This is a genomic window from Acidovorax radicis (genome assembly GCF_020510705.1).
GTDB classification, from domain to species: Bacteria; Pseudomonadota; Gammaproteobacteria; order Burkholderiales; family Burkholderiaceae_C; genus Acidovorax; species Acidovorax radicis_A.
On sequence record NZ_CP075184.1, the window covers coordinates 4,496,105 to 4,515,653 of the forward strand.

Below are 19,549 nucleotides of genomic sequence, written 5' to 3' on the forward strand. Positions count from 1 at the left end.
GTCAGCGCCCTCCTTGTGCAGTAGCGGGCCGTGCAGGCGCCCACGCCAGTTGGCCGTCGGCACCAAACACGTAGGCCTGGGCGGGGTCCAGGTGCAGCGTGATGGGCGCACCCAGTTCAAAGTAATGCACACCGGTCAGCTGCGCCACCAGGTCGCCCCAGGGCGTGGCCGCGTGCACAAAGGTGTCGGAGCCCGAGATTTCGGCCAGCTCGACCACGCCACCCACGCTGACGTCGCCCGGGCGGGCCACCACGCGCAGCGCACTGGCGCGCACGCCTACCGTGAGCCCGGCCGCCGTGGCCACACCTTGCGGCAGATGCACGGCCAGCTCCACCCCGCCCTGCAGGCGCACCCCGGCAGGGGCCGCCGAGGCAGCAATGAGGTTCATCGGGGGGTCGCTGAAAGCGCGCGCCACACGCAGCGAATTGGGGGCATGGAACACCTCGGCCGTGGGGCCGTACTGCAGCAACTGGCCTTCATCGAGCACAGCGGTGTAGCCACCCAGCAGCAGGGCCTCGCCCGGCTCGGTGGTGGCATAGACCACCGTGGACTGACCGGCTGCAAACAGCTGGGTCAACTCCTCGCGCAACTCTTCGCGCAGCTTGTAGTCCAGGTTCACCAGGGGCTCGTCCAGCAGCATCAGCGGCGCACCCTTGGCCAGGGCGCGGGCCAGCGCCACGCGCTGCTGCTGCCCACCTGAAAGTTCGGCTGGATAGCGGTCCAGAAACATGTCGATGTGCAGGCGGCTCGCGATCTCACGCACCCGGGCGTCAATGTTTTTTTCGCCGCGCAGCTTCAGGGGCGATGCAATGTTGGCCGCCACCTTCATCGAGGGGTAGTTGATGAACTGCTGGTACACCATGGCCACATTGCGATCGCGCACGGGCATGCCTGTCACATCCACGCCATCAACCTTGACGGTGCCCGAGGTGGGCGTATCCAGCCCGGCCATGATGCGCATCAGGCTGGTCTTGCCCGCCTGCGTGGCACCCAGCAGCACCGTGACGGCGCCGCTCTGGAGCGCCAGGCTCATGTCATACAGCCAGGTCTGCGCCCCCACCTTCTTGCTGATGCTGTCCAATGCCAGCTGCATCACGCAACCTTTCTTTGTCGCCCTTGGGCCTGATGAATGGGACGCCACTGCCTTGTCGGACACAGCAGGCCCTCTCGTTTTCGATTGTGTTCATTTTTGTTCTTTTTTGATCGTATTTAATCAAGGTTTACCCTTAACAGGTTCCTTTTTGTTCGATTTAAAGTATCTCTACCCTATAGCCGATTGATTCGCGTGAATACGAACCCCCGACAACTGCTGCTTCTCGAAGAAGTCCGCGCGCGCAAGTCCGCCACGGTGGAACAACTGGCAGACACCCTGGGCGTGACGCTGCAGACCGTGCGCCGTGACGTGCAGCGCCTGGCAGAGTCCGGCCTGCTCACGCGCTTTCATGGTGGCGTGCGCGTGCCCAGCTCCACCGTGGAGAACCTGGCGCACACACAGCGCGAAACCCTGCATGCGGAGGGCAAGGCCCGCATTGCGCGCGCCGTGGCCGAACAGGTGCCCAACGACTGCTCGCTGATCCTGAACATCGGCACCACCACCGAAGCCATCGCCAAGGCCCTGCTGCACCACCGGGGCCTGCGCGTCATCACCAACAACCTGAACGTCGCCGCCATCCTGTGCAGCAACCCCGAGTGCGAGGTCATCGTGGCCGGCGGCGTGGTGCGCCCGCGCGACCGGGGCATCGTGGGCGAAGCGGCGGTGGACTTCATTCGCCAGTTCAAGGTGGACATCGCGCTCATCGGCATCTCGGGCATCGAGCCCGATGGCTCGCTGCGCGACTTTGACTACCGCGAGGTAAAGGTGGCCCAAACCATCATCGGCCAGGCCCGCGAGGTCTGGCTGGCCGCCGACCACAGCAAATTCAACCGCCCAGCCATGGTGCAACTGGCCACGCTCAATCAGATCGGGCGGCTGTTTACCGATGCGCCGCCGCCCGAGCCGTTTCCCGCTTTATTGCAAGACGCCGGAGTGATCTGCACCGTCGCCGCTTGAACCCCCAGAATTCTTTTGACCATGACCTACCTGCTCGCACTCGACCAAGGCACCTCCAGCTCCCGCAGCATCGTTTTTGACGAACGCGGCCACATCGTGGCGCAGGCGCAGCTGGAGCTACCGCAGATCTACCCCCAGCCCGGCTGGGTGGAGCACGATCCGCTAGAGATCTGGCGCACCCAGCTGGCCACCGCGCGCGATGCGCTGGCCAAGGCAGGCATTGCCGCCAGCGCCGTGCGGGCGGTGGGCATCACCAACCAGCGCGAAACCACGGTGCTGTGGAACCGCCAAACCGGCCAGCCCGTGCACCACGCCATCGTGTGGCAAGACCGGCGTGCCGAACCCGCCTGCGCCCAATTGCGCGAGCAGGGCCACGCCGCCACCATCCAGGCCAAGACGGGCTTGCTAGTGGATGCCTACTTCTCCGGCACCAAACTGCAGTGGCTGCTGGACCACGTGCCCGGCGCGCGGGATGCGGCCGAACGCGGCGAACTAGCCTTTGGCACGGTGGACAGCTGGCTGATGTGGAAGCTGACCCACGGCCAGGTGCATGTGACGGACGTGAGCAATGCCGCACGCACCATGCTGTTCAACGTGCACACCAACCAGTGGGACGACGAACTGCTGGCGCTGCTGCGCATCCCCAAGGCGCTGCTGCCCGAGGTGTTGCCCTCGGCCGCCCACTTTGGCGACACAGCCGCCGACCTGCTGGGCCACCCCATCCGCATCGGCGGCGTGGCGGGCGACCAGCAAAGCGCCCTCTTTGGCCAGGCCTGCTTCACGGCGGGCACGGCCAAGAACACCTATGGCACGGGCTGCTTCATGCTCATGCACACGGGCAGCACCTTTCAGACCAGCCAGAACGGCCTGCTCACGACCAGCGCAGCGCAGGCATCGGCCCGGCCCGAGTTCGCCATGGAAGGCTCGGTCTTTGTGGGCGGCGCGGTCGTGCAGTGGCTGCGCGACGGCCTGCGCGCCATCACCAACAGCAGCGAGGTCGAATCCCTGGCGCAGAGCGTGCCCGACTCGGGCGGCGTGATGATGGTGCCCGCCTTCACCGGCCTGGGCGCGCCCTACTGGAAGCCCGACGCACGCGGCACCATCACGGGCCTGACGCGCGGCAGCACCATTGCCCACATCGCCCGCGCGGCGCTCGAAAGCATTGCCTACCAAAGCGCCGCCCTGCTGCTGGCCATGAGCCGCGACGCCGTGGCTGCGGGCGGAGCCCCGGTGACCGAGCTGCGCGTGGACGGCGGTGCGTGCATCAACGATTTGCTCATGCAGTTCCAGGCCGACCTGCTGGGCATTCCGGTGGTGCGCCCGGCCGTCATCGAGACCACGGCGCTGGGTGCGGCCTATCTGGCAGGGCTGTCGAGCGGCGTGTACCGCAGCACCGACGAGCTCTCGCAGCTCTGGCGCGCCGACCGGCGGTTTGTGCCCACACTCAGCAGCGCCCGCGTGCAGGAGTTGATGGCGAATTGGGAGCACGCCGTGCGCCAGGCCACGGCAGAGTGAAATAAGAACACCCCCCTGAGTCGCCTTCGGCGCCTTCCCCCCGCTCTCGCGTCGCTGCGCGATGCGGACAGGGGGACGCTCCCAGCGCCCTTGCTTGAGAATGCTGGCGGCCCTTGCGCGGGAGCCCTGGCTTTGGCAGCGCCCGTTGCACGGGCCCTTGGGCCCCAATCACCGGCTTGATCAGCGCTACCATCGTGGCCCCTGTTGTTGCCACCTTGCACATCCCATGAGCCAAACCGCCGCATCCCCGTCCCTCCCCACCATCGCCTTCATCGGCGGCGGCAACATGGCCAGCGCCATCATTGCCGGGCTGATCCACCAGGGCCACCCTGCCAGCCAGATCGAGGTGGTGGAACCCTGGGCCGAGGCGCGCGAGGCGCTGCGCAAGAACTACGGAATCGAAGCCCAGCCTGAAGCGGGCCCCGCCCTGCAGCACGCCCGCATCGTGGTGTGGGCCGTCAAGCCCCAGACCTTCAAGGATGCAGCCGCGCAGGCCAAGGCCCACACGCAGCAGGCCCTGCACCTGAGCGTGGCCGCAGGCATCCGCTCGGACAGCATCGCCCAGTGGCTGGGCACCGAGCGCATCGTGCGCACCATGCCCAATACACCGGCGCTGGTGGGCAAGGGCATGAGCGCGTTGTTCGCCCGCCCTGCCGTCACGCCCGCTGAACGCCAGAGCGTAGAAGCCATCATGGCGTCCACCGGCAAGTTCCTGTGGGTGGAGAGTGAAAAGCAGCTCGACGCCGTGACGGCCCTCTCCGGCTCCGGCCCGGCCTATGTTTTTTACTTCCTGGAAGCCATGACCCGCGCGGGCGTGGGCATGGGGCTGAGCGAACAGCAGGCGCACCAGCTGGCCGTGGGCACGTTTGTGGGCGCATCCGAACTGGCGCGCCGCTCTGACGACCCGCCTGCCGTGCTGCGCGAGCGCGTCACGTCCAAGGGCGGCACCACCTATGCGGCCCTGCAGTCCATGGAAAAAGACGCTGTGGGCGCCCATTTCGAGGCGGCCATGCGCGCCGCCGAACAACGCGCCCAAGAACTGGGTGATGAATTCGGCGCCTGAGCTTTCTTCGGTGTTTTTAAGTGTTTTCAGGCTCTAGCGATTATCCAATAAGCGCTAGCAGCTATTAATTTGAGAGCACATACCGCACCAGGTAGCTGCCAGCAATGCCACAGAACACCGTGCACCCTAGCCAGTGGTTGATGCGGAAAGCCTTGAAGCACCCCTCGCGGGTGCGGGTGCGTATCAGCGTGAAATGCCACACGGCCTGGGCAAGCGCTACGGCCAATGCTATGTAAAAAGTAGCACCTAGCGCATATGGAATAAGCGCCAGAGCCCAAATCGACAAAAAGACCAGATAAAACACCACGATGCCCGCCACATCGAAGCGGCCCAGGGTAATGGCCGATGTCTTGATCCCGATCTTGAGATCGTCATCGCGATCGACCATGGCGTATTCGGTGTCATAGGCCAGCACCCAGCACAGATTGCCCAGCCACAACCACCACGCCACAGCGGGCACGGCCCCCTGCACAGCGGCAAACGCGATGACGATGCCAAAGTTGAACGCTATGCCCAGCACGGCCTGCGGCATGGCGATGAACCGCTTGGTGAATGGATAGGCAATGGCCACCAGCAGCGCCGGCACCGACCACCCCACAGCGGCAGTGTTGGTGGTGAGCACCAGCCCGAAAGACATCAACGCCAGCACAGCGGCCAGCACCAGGGCCTCTTTCACCGACACGGCGCCGGTGGTGATCGGCCGGTTTGCGGTGCGCTTGACGTGCTTGTCGAAGTCACGATCGGCCACGTCGTTCACGCAGCAACCCGCGCTACGCATCAAAAACGTGCCCAGCACAAACACCGCCAGCAAATGCCAGCCCGGAAACCCGTCGGCCGCAATCCACAACGCGCCGAGCGTGGGCCACAGGCACACCAGCCAGCCAGCAGGGCGGTCCCAGCGGATAAGGTCCAGATAAAGAGACAAGCGACTGCGCGAAGAAGCTGGTGGCATGGAGGTACAAAGCAGAACAAAAGAGCACAGGGATCCGCCCCGGGGCCAGGGCGCACCGAATGTAGCAGCCCGGCGCTGCGCCCGCGCCCGCGCCGATAGACATGCCCTTGCCCGATGGGCCGGGCCGCCCCCCACAGCGCGGCAAACCCGGTAAAGTCCCCCGTTCACCCACCCGACGGACCCGCATCGCATGCCCCGATTTTCCAGTCTTCAGGCCACGACGAACCGCTTTGCCATTCCGCGCACCTTGATGGCCGGTTTCGTGGTGGCGGCACTGGCGACACTGATCATTGCCCTGGTCAACTTTCAGGCATCCGAAACCCGTGCCGCCGCCGTGGACGCGATGGATCGCACCGCGCTGGCGATGCGCGAACTCAACCTGCTGAGCTCGTCACTCAAGGACGCAGAAACCGGGCAGCGGGGCTATCTGCTCACCGGTGAGTCTTCTTACCTGCAGCCCTATCAGCTGGCGCTCACGGCGATTGACCGGCAGATCACAGCGCTTGCCAGGAGCACGGCCGCCGACCCCGCCCAGCAGGCGCTGGTGGTGCAGATCGAAGATGTGTCGCGGCAAAAGCTCGTCGAGCTGAACAAAGCCATCGAGCTGCGCAAAGCCGGCGACACCGACGGCGTCGCAGCGCTGGTACGGACCGATGTGGGCCGCAGGCTGATGGAACGGTTGCGCGACCTGACCAGCGATCTGTCCACGCTGCAGAACCAGCAGCTCGAAGCCCGCCGTCAGCTGTGGGTCGATGCGGCCACGGCCTCGGCCTACTATTCATGGGGCGGCTCGGTGGTGTTGCTGGCGCTCATCTGCCTGTCTGCCGCCATAACGGCACGCGAATACCGGGCCAAGGCACACCAATCCTGGGTGTCTGCCGGGATTTCGGGGCTGGGTGAGCGCATTCAGGGCGACCGCTCGCTCGAAGACCTCGGGCAACTCGCGCTGGACTACCTGGCCACCTATCTCAAGGCATCGGTCGGTGCAGGCTATGTGGCCGACTGCGATGGGGGGTTCACGCTGTTTGGCGGCTATGCGCTCCCGCGCGAGCGGCTGGCACACAAACTGGTCAGCGGCGAGGGACTGGTGGGCCAGGCCGCGCGCTCGCGCCAGTTGCTGCACGTGCGTGATGTGCCGGCCTCGCACCTGCCGCTGTCTTCCAGCACCGGGCAGTCCGACCCGGTCGAGCTGCTGGTGGCGCCCGCCATGGAGAACCGTGAGGTCTTCGCGGTGATTGAGCTGGGATTTTTCCGGCCCCTGGGGGACGCTGAGCGCACGCTCATGGAGCGTGCCTCCGAGATGCTGGCAGTGGCCATCCGCTCAGGCATCGACCGCAACCGCCTGCAGGCGCTGCTGGAAGAAACCCAGCGCCAGTCCGAAGAACTACAAACCCAGCAAGAGGAGCTGCGCGTCAACAACGAAGAGCTGGAGCAACAAAGCCGCATCCTGCAAGAGTCGCAGGCGCAGATGGAAGTGCAACAGACCGAGCTGGAGCAAACCAACGCCCACCTCGAAGAGCAGACCCAGCAACTTGAATACCAACGCGAACAGCTGCTCAGGGCCCAGAGCGCCATGACGGACAAGGCGCGCGAGCTGGAGCTGACCAGCCAGTACAAAAACGAGTTCCTCGCCAACATGAGCCACGAGCTGCGCACGCCGCTCAACTCCACGTTGATCCTGGCCAAACTGCTCAGCGACAACAGGTCGGGCAATCTCAGCGCCGACCAGGTGAAATACGCGCAGACCATCTATGCCGCGGGCAATGACCTGCTGGCGCTCATCAACGACATCCTGGATCTTTCGAAGATCGAGGCGGGACAGGCCACCCTGTCGGTAGAACCGGTGACTGTTGCCAAGGCCCTGCAGGCGCTGATCGACCCGCTGCGCCCCCAGGCGCATGAAAAAGGTCTGGTATTGACCGCGACGGTGGCGCCCGATGTGCCCGCAGGCATCGAGACCGATCCATTGCGACTGGGGCAGGTGCTCAAGAACCTGCTGTCCAACGCGATCAAGTTCACCGAACAAGGCTCGGTGACATTGCACGTTTCGCGCAACCCCGACGACACGCTGTCGTTTGCGGTCAAGGATTCCGGCATCGGCATTCCAGCGCATCAGCATGCGCTGATTTTTGAAGCCTTTCGCCAGGCCGACGGCAGCACGCATCGCAAATATGGCGGTACCGGGCTGGGTCTGTCGATTTCGCGCGACCTGGCCCACCTGCTGGGCGGTTCCATTTCGGTGCGCAGCGCCCCCGGCGAAGGCAGCGTTTTCACGCTGGTGATTCCCCAGCACCTGGCCCCACCAGCGGGCGGCACGCATGAGGCGACGCCGCCTGGCACAGCCTGGTCGCACACCGGCCAGTCCGCCAGTGGGGGCCATGCCGCCCCGGCCCGGCATCAGGACGATGGGCAGACCCACCGCACAACACCACCTGGATACGCGCGCGCGCCCGTCCCGGCGGCCACGCTCGGCCACCACAGCGCGGCCGGGGAACTGGCCGAGGTCTTTGCCCCGCCCGCGAAGGCGGGGGCCCGCAGCATTCTCGTGATCGAGGATGACGAGCGTTTTGCGCACATACTGCGCGACCTCGCGGCGGAGATGGACTTTGAATGCCACCTCACACACAACGCCGCAGACGGCCTGGCGTTTGCCACGCAAAGGCAGCCCAGCGCCATCGTGCTGGACGTCAATCTGCCGGACTTCTCGGGCCTGGGCGTGCTGGACCAGCTCAAGCGCAACCCTGTGACCCGCCACATCCCCGTGCACGTGGTGTCTGTGGCCGATTACTCTCAAGAGGCCATGGGCCGTGGGGCCGTGGGCTATGCGCTCAAGCCCGTCAAGCGCGACGAGCTGGTGCATGCACTGCAGCGCCTGGAGGCCAAATTCACGCAGAACCTGCGCCGCGTGCTGGTGGTCGAAGACGATGAACGCCAGCGCGAGAGCGTGCGCCACCTGCTCAGCCGCGACGACGTGGAAATCGTGGGCGCAGGCACCGCAGCAGCGGCACTCCTGCACCTGCGCGGCTCCACGTTCGACTGCATGGTGATGGACCTGAACCTGCCCGACCTGAGCGGCTACGAATTGCTCCAGCAGATGACGGAAGAAGACGGTGTGTCGTTCCCTCCCGTCATCGTGTACACGGGCCGTGCCCTGTCGCGCGACGAAGAGCAGCAGCTGCGCCGATTCTCCAAAGCCATCATCATCAAGGACGCCCGTTCGCCCGAACGCTTGCTGGACGAGGTGACGCTGTTCCTGCACCAGGTGGAATCGGAGCTGTCGCCAGAGCACCGCCAGATGCTGCAAGTGGCCCGCAACCGCGAGTCGGCACTGGAAGGCCGGACCATCCTGATCGTGGAGGACGACGTGCGCAACGTGTTCGCGCTGTCCAGCATCCTGGAGCCCACGGGCATCCACGTCGAGATCGCGCGCAACGGCATTGAAGCCATCCAGGCACTGGGCCGCGCCGAGGATGGCGAGGGAGCCAAAATCGACCTGGTGCTGATGGACATCATGATGCCCGAGATGGACGGTTACACCGCCATGCGAGAGATCCGCAACCGCCCCGAGTGGCGCCGCCTGCCTATCATCGCCCTCACCGCCAAGGCCATGAAGGACGACCAGGAGAAATGCCTGGCCGCTGGAGCCAACGACTACATCGCCAAGCCGCTCGACGTGGAAAAGCTGCTGTCGCTGGTGCGGGTGTGGATGCCGAAGTAACGCAGGCAGACGGCCCCCCGACGCATTGCCAACCCGCCAAGACACGCTCTGAGCCCCATGTTTCAACCGAAGAAAGCGCGCACGGCAGACATTGAGCAGCGCCTGCTGATTGACGCGATCTACCACCGCTACCACTACGACTTTCGCGGGTACGCCCAGGCGTCGCTCAAACGGCGGCTGGGCTCCGCCATGCTGCACTTTGGCTGCAAGACCCTGTCGCAGCTGCAAGACCGCGTGCTGCACGACCCTGTGGTGTTTCCCGCGCTGCTGCAATACCTCACGGTGCAGGTCAGCGAGATGTTTCGCGACCCCAGCTACTACCAGTCCTTGCGCGCCGAGGTGGTGCCGCTGTTGCGCACCTACCCGTCGCTCAAGGTGTGGGTGGCAGGGTGCAGTGCGGGTGAAGAGGTGTATTCGCTGGCCATTTTGCTCAAGGAAGAAGGGTTGCTCGACCGCACGCTGATCTACGCGACCGACATCAACCACCAAGCGCTGCGCGCGGCCGAGTCGGGGGTTTTTGACGTGGACCGCATTGCCTCGTTCACCGAAAACCACGCGCGCTCGGGGGCACGCAGTTCGCTGTCCGACTATTACACGGCGCGCTATGGCCGCGTCGTCTTCGACAAGTCGTTGCGCGACCACATGGTGTTCTCGGACCACAGTCTGGCGACCGATAGCGTTTTTGCAGAAATGCACCTGGTCTCATGCCGCAATGTGCTGATCTACTTCGAACGCGATCTGCAAAACCGGGCCCTCGGGCTGTTTCGTGATTCGTTATGCCACCGCGGCTTTCTGGGGCTGGGCTCCAAGGAGTCCCTGCGGTTTTCCGGGCATGCCGATGCGTTTGACGACTTTGTGCCGGAAGACCGCATTTACCGAAAAAAGGCGGGCCTGTGATGTCGTCATTGCCGCCATTGCCGCCCCATGCCGCCAGCCACGATGCCATCGTGGTGGGGGGGTCTTCGGGCGCCATTGATGCACTCATTCAATTGCTGCCCGCCCTGCCACCCACCCTGTGCGCGGCCGTGCTGATCGTGTTGCACCTGCCCCGCGACCGCCGCAGCCTGCTGGCTGACATCTTTCGCCAGCGCTGCGCGCTGCCCGTGCAGGAGGCGCAGGACAAAGAGGCCATCACGCCCGGCACGGTCTATTTCGCACCACCCGACTACCACCTGCTGGTGGACCAAGGGCCCCACATCGCACTGTCAATCGACAAGCCCGTGCATTATTCACGCCCGTCGATTGATGTCCTGTTCGAGTCCGCCGCCGACCAATATGGTGAGCGGCTGGTCGGCATCTTGCTGTCGGGCGCCAACGAAGATGGCGCACACGGACTGCAGGCCATTCGCGCAGCAGGCGGGCTCACCATGGTGCAGGATCCCGCCAGCGCATCCATGCCCGCCATGCCGCTGGCCGCGCTCGCGCGGGATGCCGGCCACCATGTTCTGACCCCTGCCGCAATGGCCGATTGGCTGGCGCAATGGCCGGAGCGACAGACCCCGGGGGTATCTGCATGATGCCCACCAACCTGCCCACTGTCGCACCACCCCTCCCATTCAGCCCCGCCCCCACCATGTCACACACCGACCGTATCAAATGCCTTCTTGTTGACGACGTGCAGGAAAACCTGATCGCGCTGGAAGCACTGCTGCAGCGTGACGGCCTGGACATCCTGAAGGCACAGTCAGGGCCCGAGGCGTTAGAGCTATTGCTTACCCACGGCGACGTGGCGCTGGCGCTGCTGGACGTCCAGATGCCCGAGATGAACGGCTTTGAGCTGGCTGAACTCATTCGCGGTAGCGAGCGCACCCGCCATATCCCGCTGATCTTTATTACGGCGGGCTCGCGCGAGCACAACTGGCAGTTCAAGGGCTATGAAAGCGGTGCGGTCGACTTCCTGTACAAGCCGATCGACCCGCACATGCTGACCACCAAAGCCGGCGTCTTCTTTGAACTGCAACGACGCAAGCAAGCCCTGGCACATGAGCTCAAGGAGCGCACCGAAGCGCTGCGCATCAACGAAATGTTCATGGCGGTGCTAAGCCACGACCTTCGCACCCCGCTCATGGCGATACAGGCCGCCGCCGCCATGCTCAAGCGCCACCCCGACGCCGACAAAAGCGCCGCGCTGGCCGAGCGTGTGCTCAGCAGCAGCCAGCGCATGGGCTGCATGATCGAAGACCTGCTGGACATCACCCGCATTCGGCAAGCGGGTGGCATGGCACTGGGGCTGGTGCCGGTCGACCTTCAGGCGCTGGTCCAGCGCACACTCGACGAAGTGCTGACCAGCTTTCCCAATCGCAGCGTCAATGTGGAATGGCTCGGCACCCTGCAAGGCACCTGGGATGGCGAGCGCCTATGCCAGGTGGTGACCAATCTGGCGGGAAATGCACTGCACCACGGCGCCCCCGACCAACCCGTGCAGGTAACGGTGGACGGCTCGCAAGCCAACACCGTGGCCATCACCGTGGCCAATAGCGGGATGATTCCTCAGGCCCTGCTGCCGCAGATTTTCGATCCGTTCCGGGGGCGTGACCGCGAGCCCGGCCGCCGCCAAGGACTGGGGCTGGGCCTGTTCATCGTGCGCCAGATCGTGCGGGCGCACCAAGGCCACATTGATGTGACATCGCAGGCCGGAACCACCTGTTTTCGCGTGGAACTGCCACGGCACGCAAGGGCGCCAGCGCAAGCAGCATCTGCCTCCCGCAATTCAGCGCAATAACAGACCTTCCAGGCGCCCTCGCGGCCACAAAGCGCCCACGAAAAGGGGCGTAGCGGTTGTGTAGCGGGGCTACCCAGCCATCAAGGGAATGCGGCCTGGCACAAGGCGCCCACCCTTCATGCCTTTTCTTCGGGCAGATGGCCGCCCATGGCTTCCTCAATGGAGACGAGCAGCTGCTCCAGTTCTTCCAACTCAAAGGGTTTGAGCAGGGTGCGAACATGGGGCCCCCATGAACTGGGGTAACTGCCCAATTCATACCCCGAGCACAACACCACCCAACGCTTCGGGTCATAGGCAAGCAGCCTGCGGGCGAGGTCGGTGCCCGACATGCCGGGCAGGCTGACATCCACGAAGAGCAAATCAAACGTCTGCTGGGCATCCAGCGCCAAGGCCTCTTCGGCCGTGGCGCTGGCGGTCACGGTATGGCCCTCACCTTCCATGAGCATGCCAATCGTCTCGCGCAGCTCCGTGTTGTCTTCAACATACAGTATTCGCATACATCACCGTTTTTCTTGCCCTCCGTGGCGTCATACCAGTCAGACCGGTCAAGCCACAAGGCCTGACAAGGCCCTGCAGCAACCTAGACGCCACGCCCTGACGCGGATCATCCTCAAAACGGCAGAAACATCCTGTAGGACAAAACGCACTTCGGGACGCAAGCCACCCGGCAGAGATCATTCCTCCAACAGCGAACGCAGCATCCACGCCGTTTGCTCGTGCACCGTGAGGCGCTGGGTCAGCAGGTCGGCCGTAGGCTCGTCACTGGCTTTGTCGGCCAGAGGAAACAGGCTTCGGGCTGTGCGCGCCACGGCCTCATGGCCCTCCACCAGCACCCGCACCATGTCCATCGCCTTGGGTGGCTTGGCAGGTGCATCGGGCACCGTGGCCAGCTTGCCAAACTCGGCGTACGAACCGGGCGCCACGTGGCCCAGCGAACGGATGCGCTCGGCGATGGGGTCCACCGCGTTCCACAGCTCGGTGTACTGCGCCATGAACATGGTATGCAGCGTGTTGAACATGGGGCCCGTCACGTTCCAGTGGAAGTTGTGGGTGGTGAGGTACAGCGTGTAGGTATCGGCCAGCAGGCGCGAGAGGCCTTGCGCGATGGCTGCGCGATCTTTCTCGCTGATGCCGATATTGATGCTGGGAGCGTTGGTTTTGCCGGATGCGGCTTTGCCTGGAGCTTTGGCCATGGGGAGATTCCTTCCGTTCTGAAAACAAGAGACATCCCGTGCGATGGCCGCCCGTCAGACGGGCGCACACGGGACCCTCAAACACTGTAGCGCAAGCAGCCGGTCAAGAACGTGACCACCGGCCGTGGCCCTGCGCCAGGGTCAACCAACGATCATTGCATCTGCGCCAGATTGCCGATGCGCACCAGCATCTCGGTGAACATCTGCATGTCGGCGTCCAGATCCACCACCTCCTTGAACTCCTTGGCGTTGTGCGCGGTGTACTTCTTGCCGGGCATCGCCGGGCCAAAGTTGATGGCGTTGGGCATCAGCTTGGCGGTCGTGCTCCCAGCGGTCGGCACGGGTTTGGCTTCCAGGCCGGTGGTGTCACCGAAGGTATTGAGCAAGGTGGCCAGCCACGCGCCCTTGGGGTCGCGGGCCATCCAGTTGCCTTGGGGGTGGTCCACCTCGACCGCCACGCCAGCCTGGGCGCCCCACGCCTTGATGCGTGTGGTCGTGGCTTGCGACAAGGCCTCAGGCGTGCGGCCCCGGGGCATGCGCACATTCACCAGCACATCCACCTTGCCATCCTTTTCGCGGACCAGGTTCGGAGACATCGTCAGCGGGCCCATGAAGTCGTCGCTGTACGCCAGGCCCATGGTGTGGCCCAGATAGTCCACGCCATACAGGTCGGCCATGTACTTCACGGCCTGGGCGTATCCGTTGACAGCCAGCGTCACACCCGATTGCTGCAGGAACAGTGCCAGGCGTGGCAGCGGGTTCACACCCTCTTCGGGGCGCGATCCGTGGGCCGATGCCCCCGTCACCTTGACCAGCACATCGGCGCCATCCAGCGCCACATCGATGTTGAACTTGCCGCCCTGCCCCGCGTACTTGGCCACAAACGCGTCCTTGGCCGCGTTGAGCTGGGCCGCGACGGCTTGTGCATTGCCGCCGCGCAGGCGTGCGGTGGCGGTTTGCGGGACGGCATTGGCCGATGCGGCTCCGGCCATGGCCACAATCGCCGGGGCACCGCCAGCGCCGGTCGTCGCGCCCAGCACGAAGGTGGCACGCAAGGCACCAGAGCCCTTCTCGGCCACCACGGCGGGGTACTTGCTGTCGAGAACGATGTTGTAGTCAGGCAGCGCGGTCTTGGTGCGGTAGTACTTCATCGCATCACCACCGGTTTCTTCCGTCGTCTCGATCATGAGGCGGATGGTGCGCGCCAGCGGCAGACCGCTGTCCTTCACGGCTTTCATCGCGTAGAGCACCGCAGCAATCGAGCCCTTGTCGTCGATGGAGCCCCGGCCATACAGGTTGCCGCCCACACGCGTCAGCTTGAAGGGATCCAGGCGCGTGCCGTCGTCCAGCACCCATTCATCGGCGACCACGGGCACCACGTCCGCGTGGGTCAGGATGCCGAACTCCTGCGTGCCGCTACCGGGCAGCTTGACCTCGAACACGCGGTTGTCCACGTTGCGAAACTGCAGGCCAAAATCCTTGGCCATGCCTTCCACCAACGCACCAAAGGCGATGATGGAGGGGTCCTCGTGCGGGGGGATCTTGTCGGAACGCACCGTCGGAAGGGACACCATGCGGGCCGTGGTGTCGATCACCGCGGCCTGGTTCTTCAAGCGGTTGTACAAGCCGAGCAGGCGGCTGATGTTGACCAGGTCATCACCTTGCAGCGTGGCCTTTTTTTCGTAGGCGTTCACCGCAGGGGCCAATGCGGGTTGCATCTGCGCCGACAGCGCCAGGAACTGGCTGAAACTGCCGGATGCGGCCGTGGTAGCCCGGGTGGCGGGCGCCGCCGCGATGCGGTCGAGTTCCGGTTTTTTGAGAGTGCCTGCAACAAACGGTGCCGCAGGCGGCACGGTGGAACACGCGGACAAGGCGGCAACCAGTGTTGCCGTGAGCCAAAGCTTCTTCATGAGAACCTCTTAGGAGATACAAAAGCTGCAGCCGCCATGTGGAGGGCGGCTGAACAGCCGGGGCAATACAAGCGCTTCACAGAAAACGCAGGGCGCAGAGCGGGTCCATCGGCCCGGCCAACGAGCCCGGGCGCGGCGCGAGTGTAGCCGCGCAACGTGACCGCCAAAGTCAAAAACGCGCTCAGGACAAGCGTGTCACACCAGGCAATTCGCAGGCATAAATCGCGTTACGCAGCGCCGCAATGGCCTCGTAGCGCGTGAAACTGCGCCGCCACGCCAGCACCACACGCCGCATCGGCGGTGGGCCGCCATCCTCCTCGCGAATCGGCAGGTAGCGGATATATGTTTCGTCGCTCTTGCGACGCCGCGACACCGTGAGCAGCGCATCGCGCGGCACCGACAGGCGGGGCACCAGCGTCACGCCCATGCCCGCCGCCACCATGTGCTTGATGGTTTCGAGCGACGACCCCTCGAACGACTTGCGGATGCCCTCGGCATTGCTGGAAAAACGCGCGAACTCGGGGCAGACCTCCAGCACATGGTCCCGAAAACAGTGGCCCGCGCCCAGAAGCAGCATGGTTTCGTTCTTGAGTTCGGCGGCGGTCACCGACTTCTTGGTCGCCAGCGGGTGCGCGCTGGGCACGGCCGCCATGAAAGGCTCGTCATACAGCGGCGCCATGGCCAGGCCGGTGTCCGGAAAAGGCTCAGCCAGCACGGCGCAATCGATCTCGCCGGTGCGCAACATCTCCAGCAGCTTGACGGTGAAATTCTCCTGCAGCATCAACGGCATCTGGGGGTTGCGCGCAATCGAATGCCGCACCAGATCGGGCAGCAGATAAGGCCCGATGGTGTAGATGACCCCCAGCGTGAGCGGTCCGGACAGCGGGTCTTTGCCCCGCTTGGCAAGCTCCTTGATGGCGGCCGCCTGCTCCAGCACACTTTGCGCCTGGCGCACGATCTCCTCGCCCAACGCAGTCACGGTCACCTCGCCCGCGCTGCGCTCGAAGATCTTGACGTCCAGCTCTTCCTCCAGCTTCTTGATGGCCACCGACAGCGTGGGCTGCGACACATAACACGCATCGGCTGCATGGCCGAAGTGCTTCTCGCGGGCCACCGCAACGATGTACTTGAGTTCGGTGAGGGTCATGGTGACTTTCCTGAACCGTCATTGTGCAACGCAACGCGGCGCGCCACCCAGGGCGCGACGAACGCCCGGTGCAGTGCAAAGCCCGTGAGCAGGACAAACACGGCCACCAGCACCACCGTCTGCGGTGCCGCAAAGCTGCTGTCCGCCAGCGCATCATCAAAGATCAGGCTTCGCAGCGCCTGCAGGGCCGCCAGCAGCAACGCCCCCCAGACCAGCGCCAGCACGAGGTGCGGCGCATGCGCGGGCAGGTCCCGGGCGGGTGCGCGGTGATGCTGCCAGGCCGCGAGCAACAGGTGCAGCCCCACCACTGAGGCGGCACACAACAGTGCGGCCCACCAGAACGTGTCCACGCCCGATGCAAACAATGCCTGCAGGCGCCCCCAGCGCATATGGGGCAGCGCCGCCGCGATGGCGGCATGCACCATGGTGATCGCAATGAGCAGCGTGGCGGCCAGCCATGCGCCAAGCAGGCCCGCGCGGTCCCAGGTTGGCACAGTACGCACCGACAGACCTGCATCGCGTGCCTGCGCCGCTACCGCCTGCAGGGCAAGCCCGGCGTCCTGACCCGGCTGCACGAATCCGGTGGCGGGAATGAAATACGACTCAACCGACCCGGAGCGGTACAGCCGCAGCCCTGTCACATCCACACTCACGGCCTTGAACCAGCTCCAGCGCGAGCGCGCCTCATGGCGCAGCGTGCCGTCGGGCGCCGTGGCACGGTAGAGAAGGCCATCGGCTGAAAACTCCCAGCGCGTGGCGTCGCCCGCAAAGCCGTACTGGCGCGCCGTGGCTTTGCGCATCGCGTGGTAAGTCTGCGCAGCTCCAAGCACCAGGAGTGCCACAGCCAGACCCACCGCAGGCAAATGCGCAAGAAACGGCTCTCGGCCATAGAGACTGCCCAACAGCCCCCAGGGGGAGAATAAAAGCGCGATGGCCACGCCAATCCACAGCGGCCCGATGAAGCGCGCCCAGGCAGGCCGGTCGATGAGGGCCATGCGCACGGCCCGGTCGCGGTAGGCATCGTCGCGCACCCAGACAGCCACGGCGGACGGCGCGACGTCAAACGTCGAAAGAGTGGCGGGCTCCAGCGTGGACATAGTTGCTTCAGTCATGCCTTGAGAAAGTCCGATTTTCCACCCAACCAGCGCGCCACGTGTTGTGCCGCCAGCTGGGGGTAGCGGTCGAGCATCAGCGGGGCCAGCTCGCGCGCCCATTCGAGCAGCAGGGTGTCGGTGTGGAGGTCTGCAAACCGCAGCAGCGCGTCCCCCGACTGGCGCGCGCCCAGAAACTCGCCGGGGCCTCGGATTTCCAGATCGCGCCGCGCGATCTCGAAGCCGTCATTGGTCTCGGCCATGGCACGCAGGCGCTCCTTGGCGGTTTCGCCCACACGGCCGCTGTCGTTGGTGGCGTATAGCAGCACGCAGGCCGACGCCGCCGCGCCGCGCCCCACCCGGCCGCGCAGCTGGTGCAGTTGCGAGAGGCCAAAACGCTCGGCATGTTCAATGACCATAAGCGAGGCGTTGGGCACGTCCACGCCCACTTCAATCACGGTGGTGCTGACCAGCACGCCCATCTGGCCACTGGTGAAGAGCGCCATCACAGCCTTCCTCTCGGCGGTGGGCATGCGCGAGTGCAGCAGGCCGACCATGCAGCCCGGCAAGGCCTCGCTCAGATCGGCGTGGGTGGCGGTGGCGTTGCTCAGGTCCAGCGCCTCGCTCTCTTCAATCAGCGGGCACACCCAGTACACCTGCCGCCCGGCCTCCACCTGCGCGCCGATGCGTGCGATCACCTCGTCCTTGCGGCTGTCGGCAATGAGCTTGGTGACGATGGGCGTGCGGCCGGGGGGCAGCTCGTCGATGACGGACACATCCAGGTCGGCGTAGTAGCTCATGGCCAGCGTGCGCGGGATGGGCGTGGCGCTCATCATCAACATGTGGGGCTCCATGCCATGGGCCGCCAACTTTTGCCGCAAGGCCAGCCGCTGTGCCACACCAAAACGGTGTTGCTCGTCGATGATGGCCAGCGCCAGGTTTTTGAACTGCACCTGCTCCTGGATCACGGCGTGCGTGCCCACCACCAGCGCGGCCTCGCCGCTGGCCACCAGCGCCAGCATGGCGGTGCGATCCTTCTTTTTCTGCCCGCCCACCAGCCAGGCCACCTTGCGGCCGCGCGCGGCCAGCAGGGGTTCGAGCCAGCCGATCATCTTGGCAAAGTGCTGCTCGGCAAGGATTTCGGTGGGTGCCATCAGCGCGCACTGCCAGCCCGCGTCCATGGCCAGGCAGGCGGCCAGGGCCGACACCACGGTTTTGCCCGAACCCACATCGCCCTGCAGCAAGCGGTGCATGGGCACCTGGCGGGCCAGGTCGGCCGCGATTTCCTCGCCCACGCGGCGCTGGGCGGCGGTCAGGTCAAACGGCAGCACGGCCAAAAGCTGTTCATGCAGCGGCAAGGCGCCATCGGCGCTGTGCCGGGGCCGCAACACCGGTGCGCGCAGCCTGTCGCGTTCGCGCCGTGACTGCTGCTGCGACAGCTGCTGGGCCAGCAACTCCTCGGCCTTCAGGCGCTGCCAGGCGGGGTGGCTGTGGTCCTCCAGGGTGGACAGCGCCACATCGGGCGTGGGGTGGTGCAAAAAAGTGAGCGCCTCGCGCAAGCTGTATAAGCGCTGAAGGCCAATTTCAGCACTAAATCGTGCCATGGGCGGCGCCACGCCTGGCGGCAGCGTTTCAGACAGATCGACACGCGTGAGGGCGCTGACCACGGCGCGGCGCAGGTAGGGCTGCGGCAAGCCAGCAGTGGTCGGGTATACGGGGGTGAGGGAGGCGGGCAGCTCACCCCCAGCCAGCCGAAACGCCGGGTGCAGCATCTGCCGCCCCCAAAAGCCCCCTTTGACCTCGCCCCGGATGCGCAGGCGCGCACCCACGGCCAGCATTTTCTGGTGCGACGGGTAGAAGCTGAAAAAGCGCAGCTCGCAAACCCCCGTCGCATCTTCCACCTGCACCACCAGTTGGCGCCGAGGGCGTAACTGCACCTCGCTGGCCGTCACCGTGGCTTCAATCTGCATCATCTGCCCGTCGCGGGCGTTGGCCAGGGGCGTGATGCGGGTTTCGTCCTCGTAGCGCAGCGGCAGGTGCAGGGCCAGGTCGATGTCGCGCCGCAGCCCCAGCTTTTGCAGGGCCTTTTGCGCCACCGAAACCGCGCCCTTGGAGGCTGCGGCAGGCGCGGTGCGGGCTGCAGCGCGGGAGGAATCTTTGGCAGGGGCTGGCATGAAAGCAATGGAGG

The 19,549-nt window shown here is 65.1% G+C and carries 15 protein-coding genes; 7 read left to right on the forward strand and 8 right to left on the reverse strand.

The genetic code is table 11. The features are described 5' to 3' along the window. Position 1: 1 nt before the first annotated feature. Positions 2–1,093, reverse strand: a complete 1,092-nt coding sequence (locus KI609_RS20635; protein WP_226445396.1) for an ABC transporter ATP-binding protein — start codon at positions 1,091–1,093, stop codon at positions 2–4. Between the two features lie 192 nt (positions 1,094–1,285). Here KI609_RS20635 and KI609_RS20640 point away from each other — a divergent pair, with 192 nt between their 5' ends. The 3 genes from KI609_RS20640 to proC all read left to right on the forward strand — a co-directional run bounded on the left by KI609_RS20640 (position 1,286) and on the right by proC (position 4,628). Further along, on the forward strand, positions 1,286–2,050 hold the full coding sequence (locus KI609_RS20640; protein WP_226445397.1) for a DeoR/GlpR family DNA-binding transcription regulator: 765 nt from the start codon (positions 1,286–1,288) through the stop codon (positions 2,048–2,050). Positions 2,051–2,071: 21 nt separating this feature from the next. Beyond that, the gene (gene glpK, locus KI609_RS20645; protein ID WP_226445398.1) at positions 2,072–3,565 is read left to right on the forward strand and encodes a glycerol kinase GlpK; all 1,494 of its coding nucleotides are present in this window, start codon (positions 2,072–2,074) and stop codon (positions 3,563–3,565) included. A gap of 226 nt (positions 3,566–3,791) precedes the next feature. Then, on the forward strand, positions 3,792–4,628 hold the full coding sequence (gene proC / locus KI609_RS20650) for a pyrroline-5-carboxylate reductase (protein ID WP_226445399.1): 837 nt from the start codon (positions 3,792–3,794) through the stop codon (positions 4,626–4,628). Between the two features lie 64 nt (positions 4,629–4,692). On the opposite strand, the gene ubiA is transcribed toward proC, so the two are convergent. Beyond that, positions 4,693–5,580 carry a 4-hydroxybenzoate octaprenyltransferase gene (gene ubiA, locus KI609_RS20655; RefSeq protein ID WP_226445400.1) on the reverse strand — a complete coding sequence of 296 codons (888 nt, stop codon included), beginning with the start codon at positions 5,578–5,580 and terminating at the stop codon, positions 4,693–4,695. 190 nt (positions 5,581–5,770) lie between these two features. On the opposite strand from ubiA, the gene KI609_RS20660 reads away from it, so the two are divergent. From KI609_RS20660 to KI609_RS20675, 4 genes are read left to right on the forward strand one after another with little or no spacing between them, the layout of a single operon-like run. Beyond that, positions 5,771–9,298 (forward strand): response regulator, encoded by a 3,528-nt coding sequence (locus tag KI609_RS20660; RefSeq protein ID WP_226445401.1) that lies wholly within the window; start codon positions 5,771–5,773, stop codon positions 9,296–9,298. Positions 9,299–9,355: 57 nt separating this feature from the next. Next, positions 9,356–10,195, forward strand: a complete 840-nt coding sequence (locus KI609_RS20665; RefSeq protein ID WP_226445402.1) for a CheR family methyltransferase — start codon at positions 9,356–9,358, stop codon at positions 10,193–10,195. Beyond that, a complete protein-coding gene (locus tag KI609_RS20670) occupies positions 10,195–10,815 on the forward strand; it encodes a chemotaxis protein CheB (protein ID WP_226445403.1) in 621 nt (206 codons plus the stop codon). The genes KI609_RS20665 and KI609_RS20670 overlap by 1 nt, the downstream gene beginning before the upstream one ends. A 56-nt stretch (positions 10,816–10,871) precedes the next feature. Then, the gene (locus KI609_RS20675; protein WP_226445404.1) at positions 10,872–12,020 is read left to right on the forward strand and encodes a hybrid sensor histidine kinase/response regulator; all 1,149 of its coding nucleotides are present in this window, start codon (positions 10,872–10,874) and stop codon (positions 12,018–12,020) included. A 116-nt stretch (positions 12,021–12,136) separates the two neighbouring features. Here KI609_RS20675 and KI609_RS20680 read toward each other — a convergent pair whose 3' ends face one another. From KI609_RS20680 to recG, 6 genes are all read right to left on the reverse strand, one after another. Then, positions 12,137–12,517 carry a response regulator gene (locus tag KI609_RS20680; protein ID WP_226445405.1) on the reverse strand — a complete coding sequence of 127 codons (381 nt, stop codon included), beginning with the start codon at positions 12,515–12,517 and terminating at the stop codon, positions 12,137–12,139. A 177-nt stretch (positions 12,518–12,694) separates the two neighbouring features. Further along, complete coding sequence (locus KI609_RS20685) at positions 12,695–13,213, reverse strand: Dps family protein (protein WP_226445406.1); 519 nt, start codon at positions 13,211–13,213, stop codon at positions 12,695–12,697. A 152-nt stretch (positions 13,214–13,365) separates the two neighbouring features. Continuing rightward, entirely contained in the window at positions 13,366–15,123 is a 1,758-nt protein-coding gene (locus KI609_RS20690; RefSeq protein WP_226445407.1) for a dipeptidase, read from the reverse strand. 181 nt (positions 15,124–15,304) lie between these two features. Further along, complete coding sequence (locus KI609_RS20695) at positions 15,305–16,270, reverse strand: LysR substrate-binding domain-containing protein (protein ID WP_226445408.1); 966 nt, start codon at positions 16,268–16,270, stop codon at positions 15,305–15,307. Beyond that, positions 16,267–17,382: a hypothetical protein gene (locus tag KI609_RS20700; RefSeq protein ID WP_226445409.1), complete on the reverse strand. Its 1,116-nt coding sequence runs from the start codon at positions 17,380–17,382 to the stop codon at positions 16,267–16,269. The genes KI609_RS20695 and KI609_RS20700 overlap by 4 nt, the downstream gene beginning before the upstream one ends. Then, complete coding sequence (gene recG, locus KI609_RS20705; RefSeq protein WP_226445410.1) at positions 17,379–19,535, reverse strand: ATP-dependent DNA helicase RecG; 2,157 nt, start codon at positions 19,533–19,535, stop codon at positions 17,379–17,381. Before recG ends, KI609_RS20700 begins: the two co-directional genes overlap by 4 nt. Positions 19,536–19,549 lie beyond the last annotated feature (14 nt).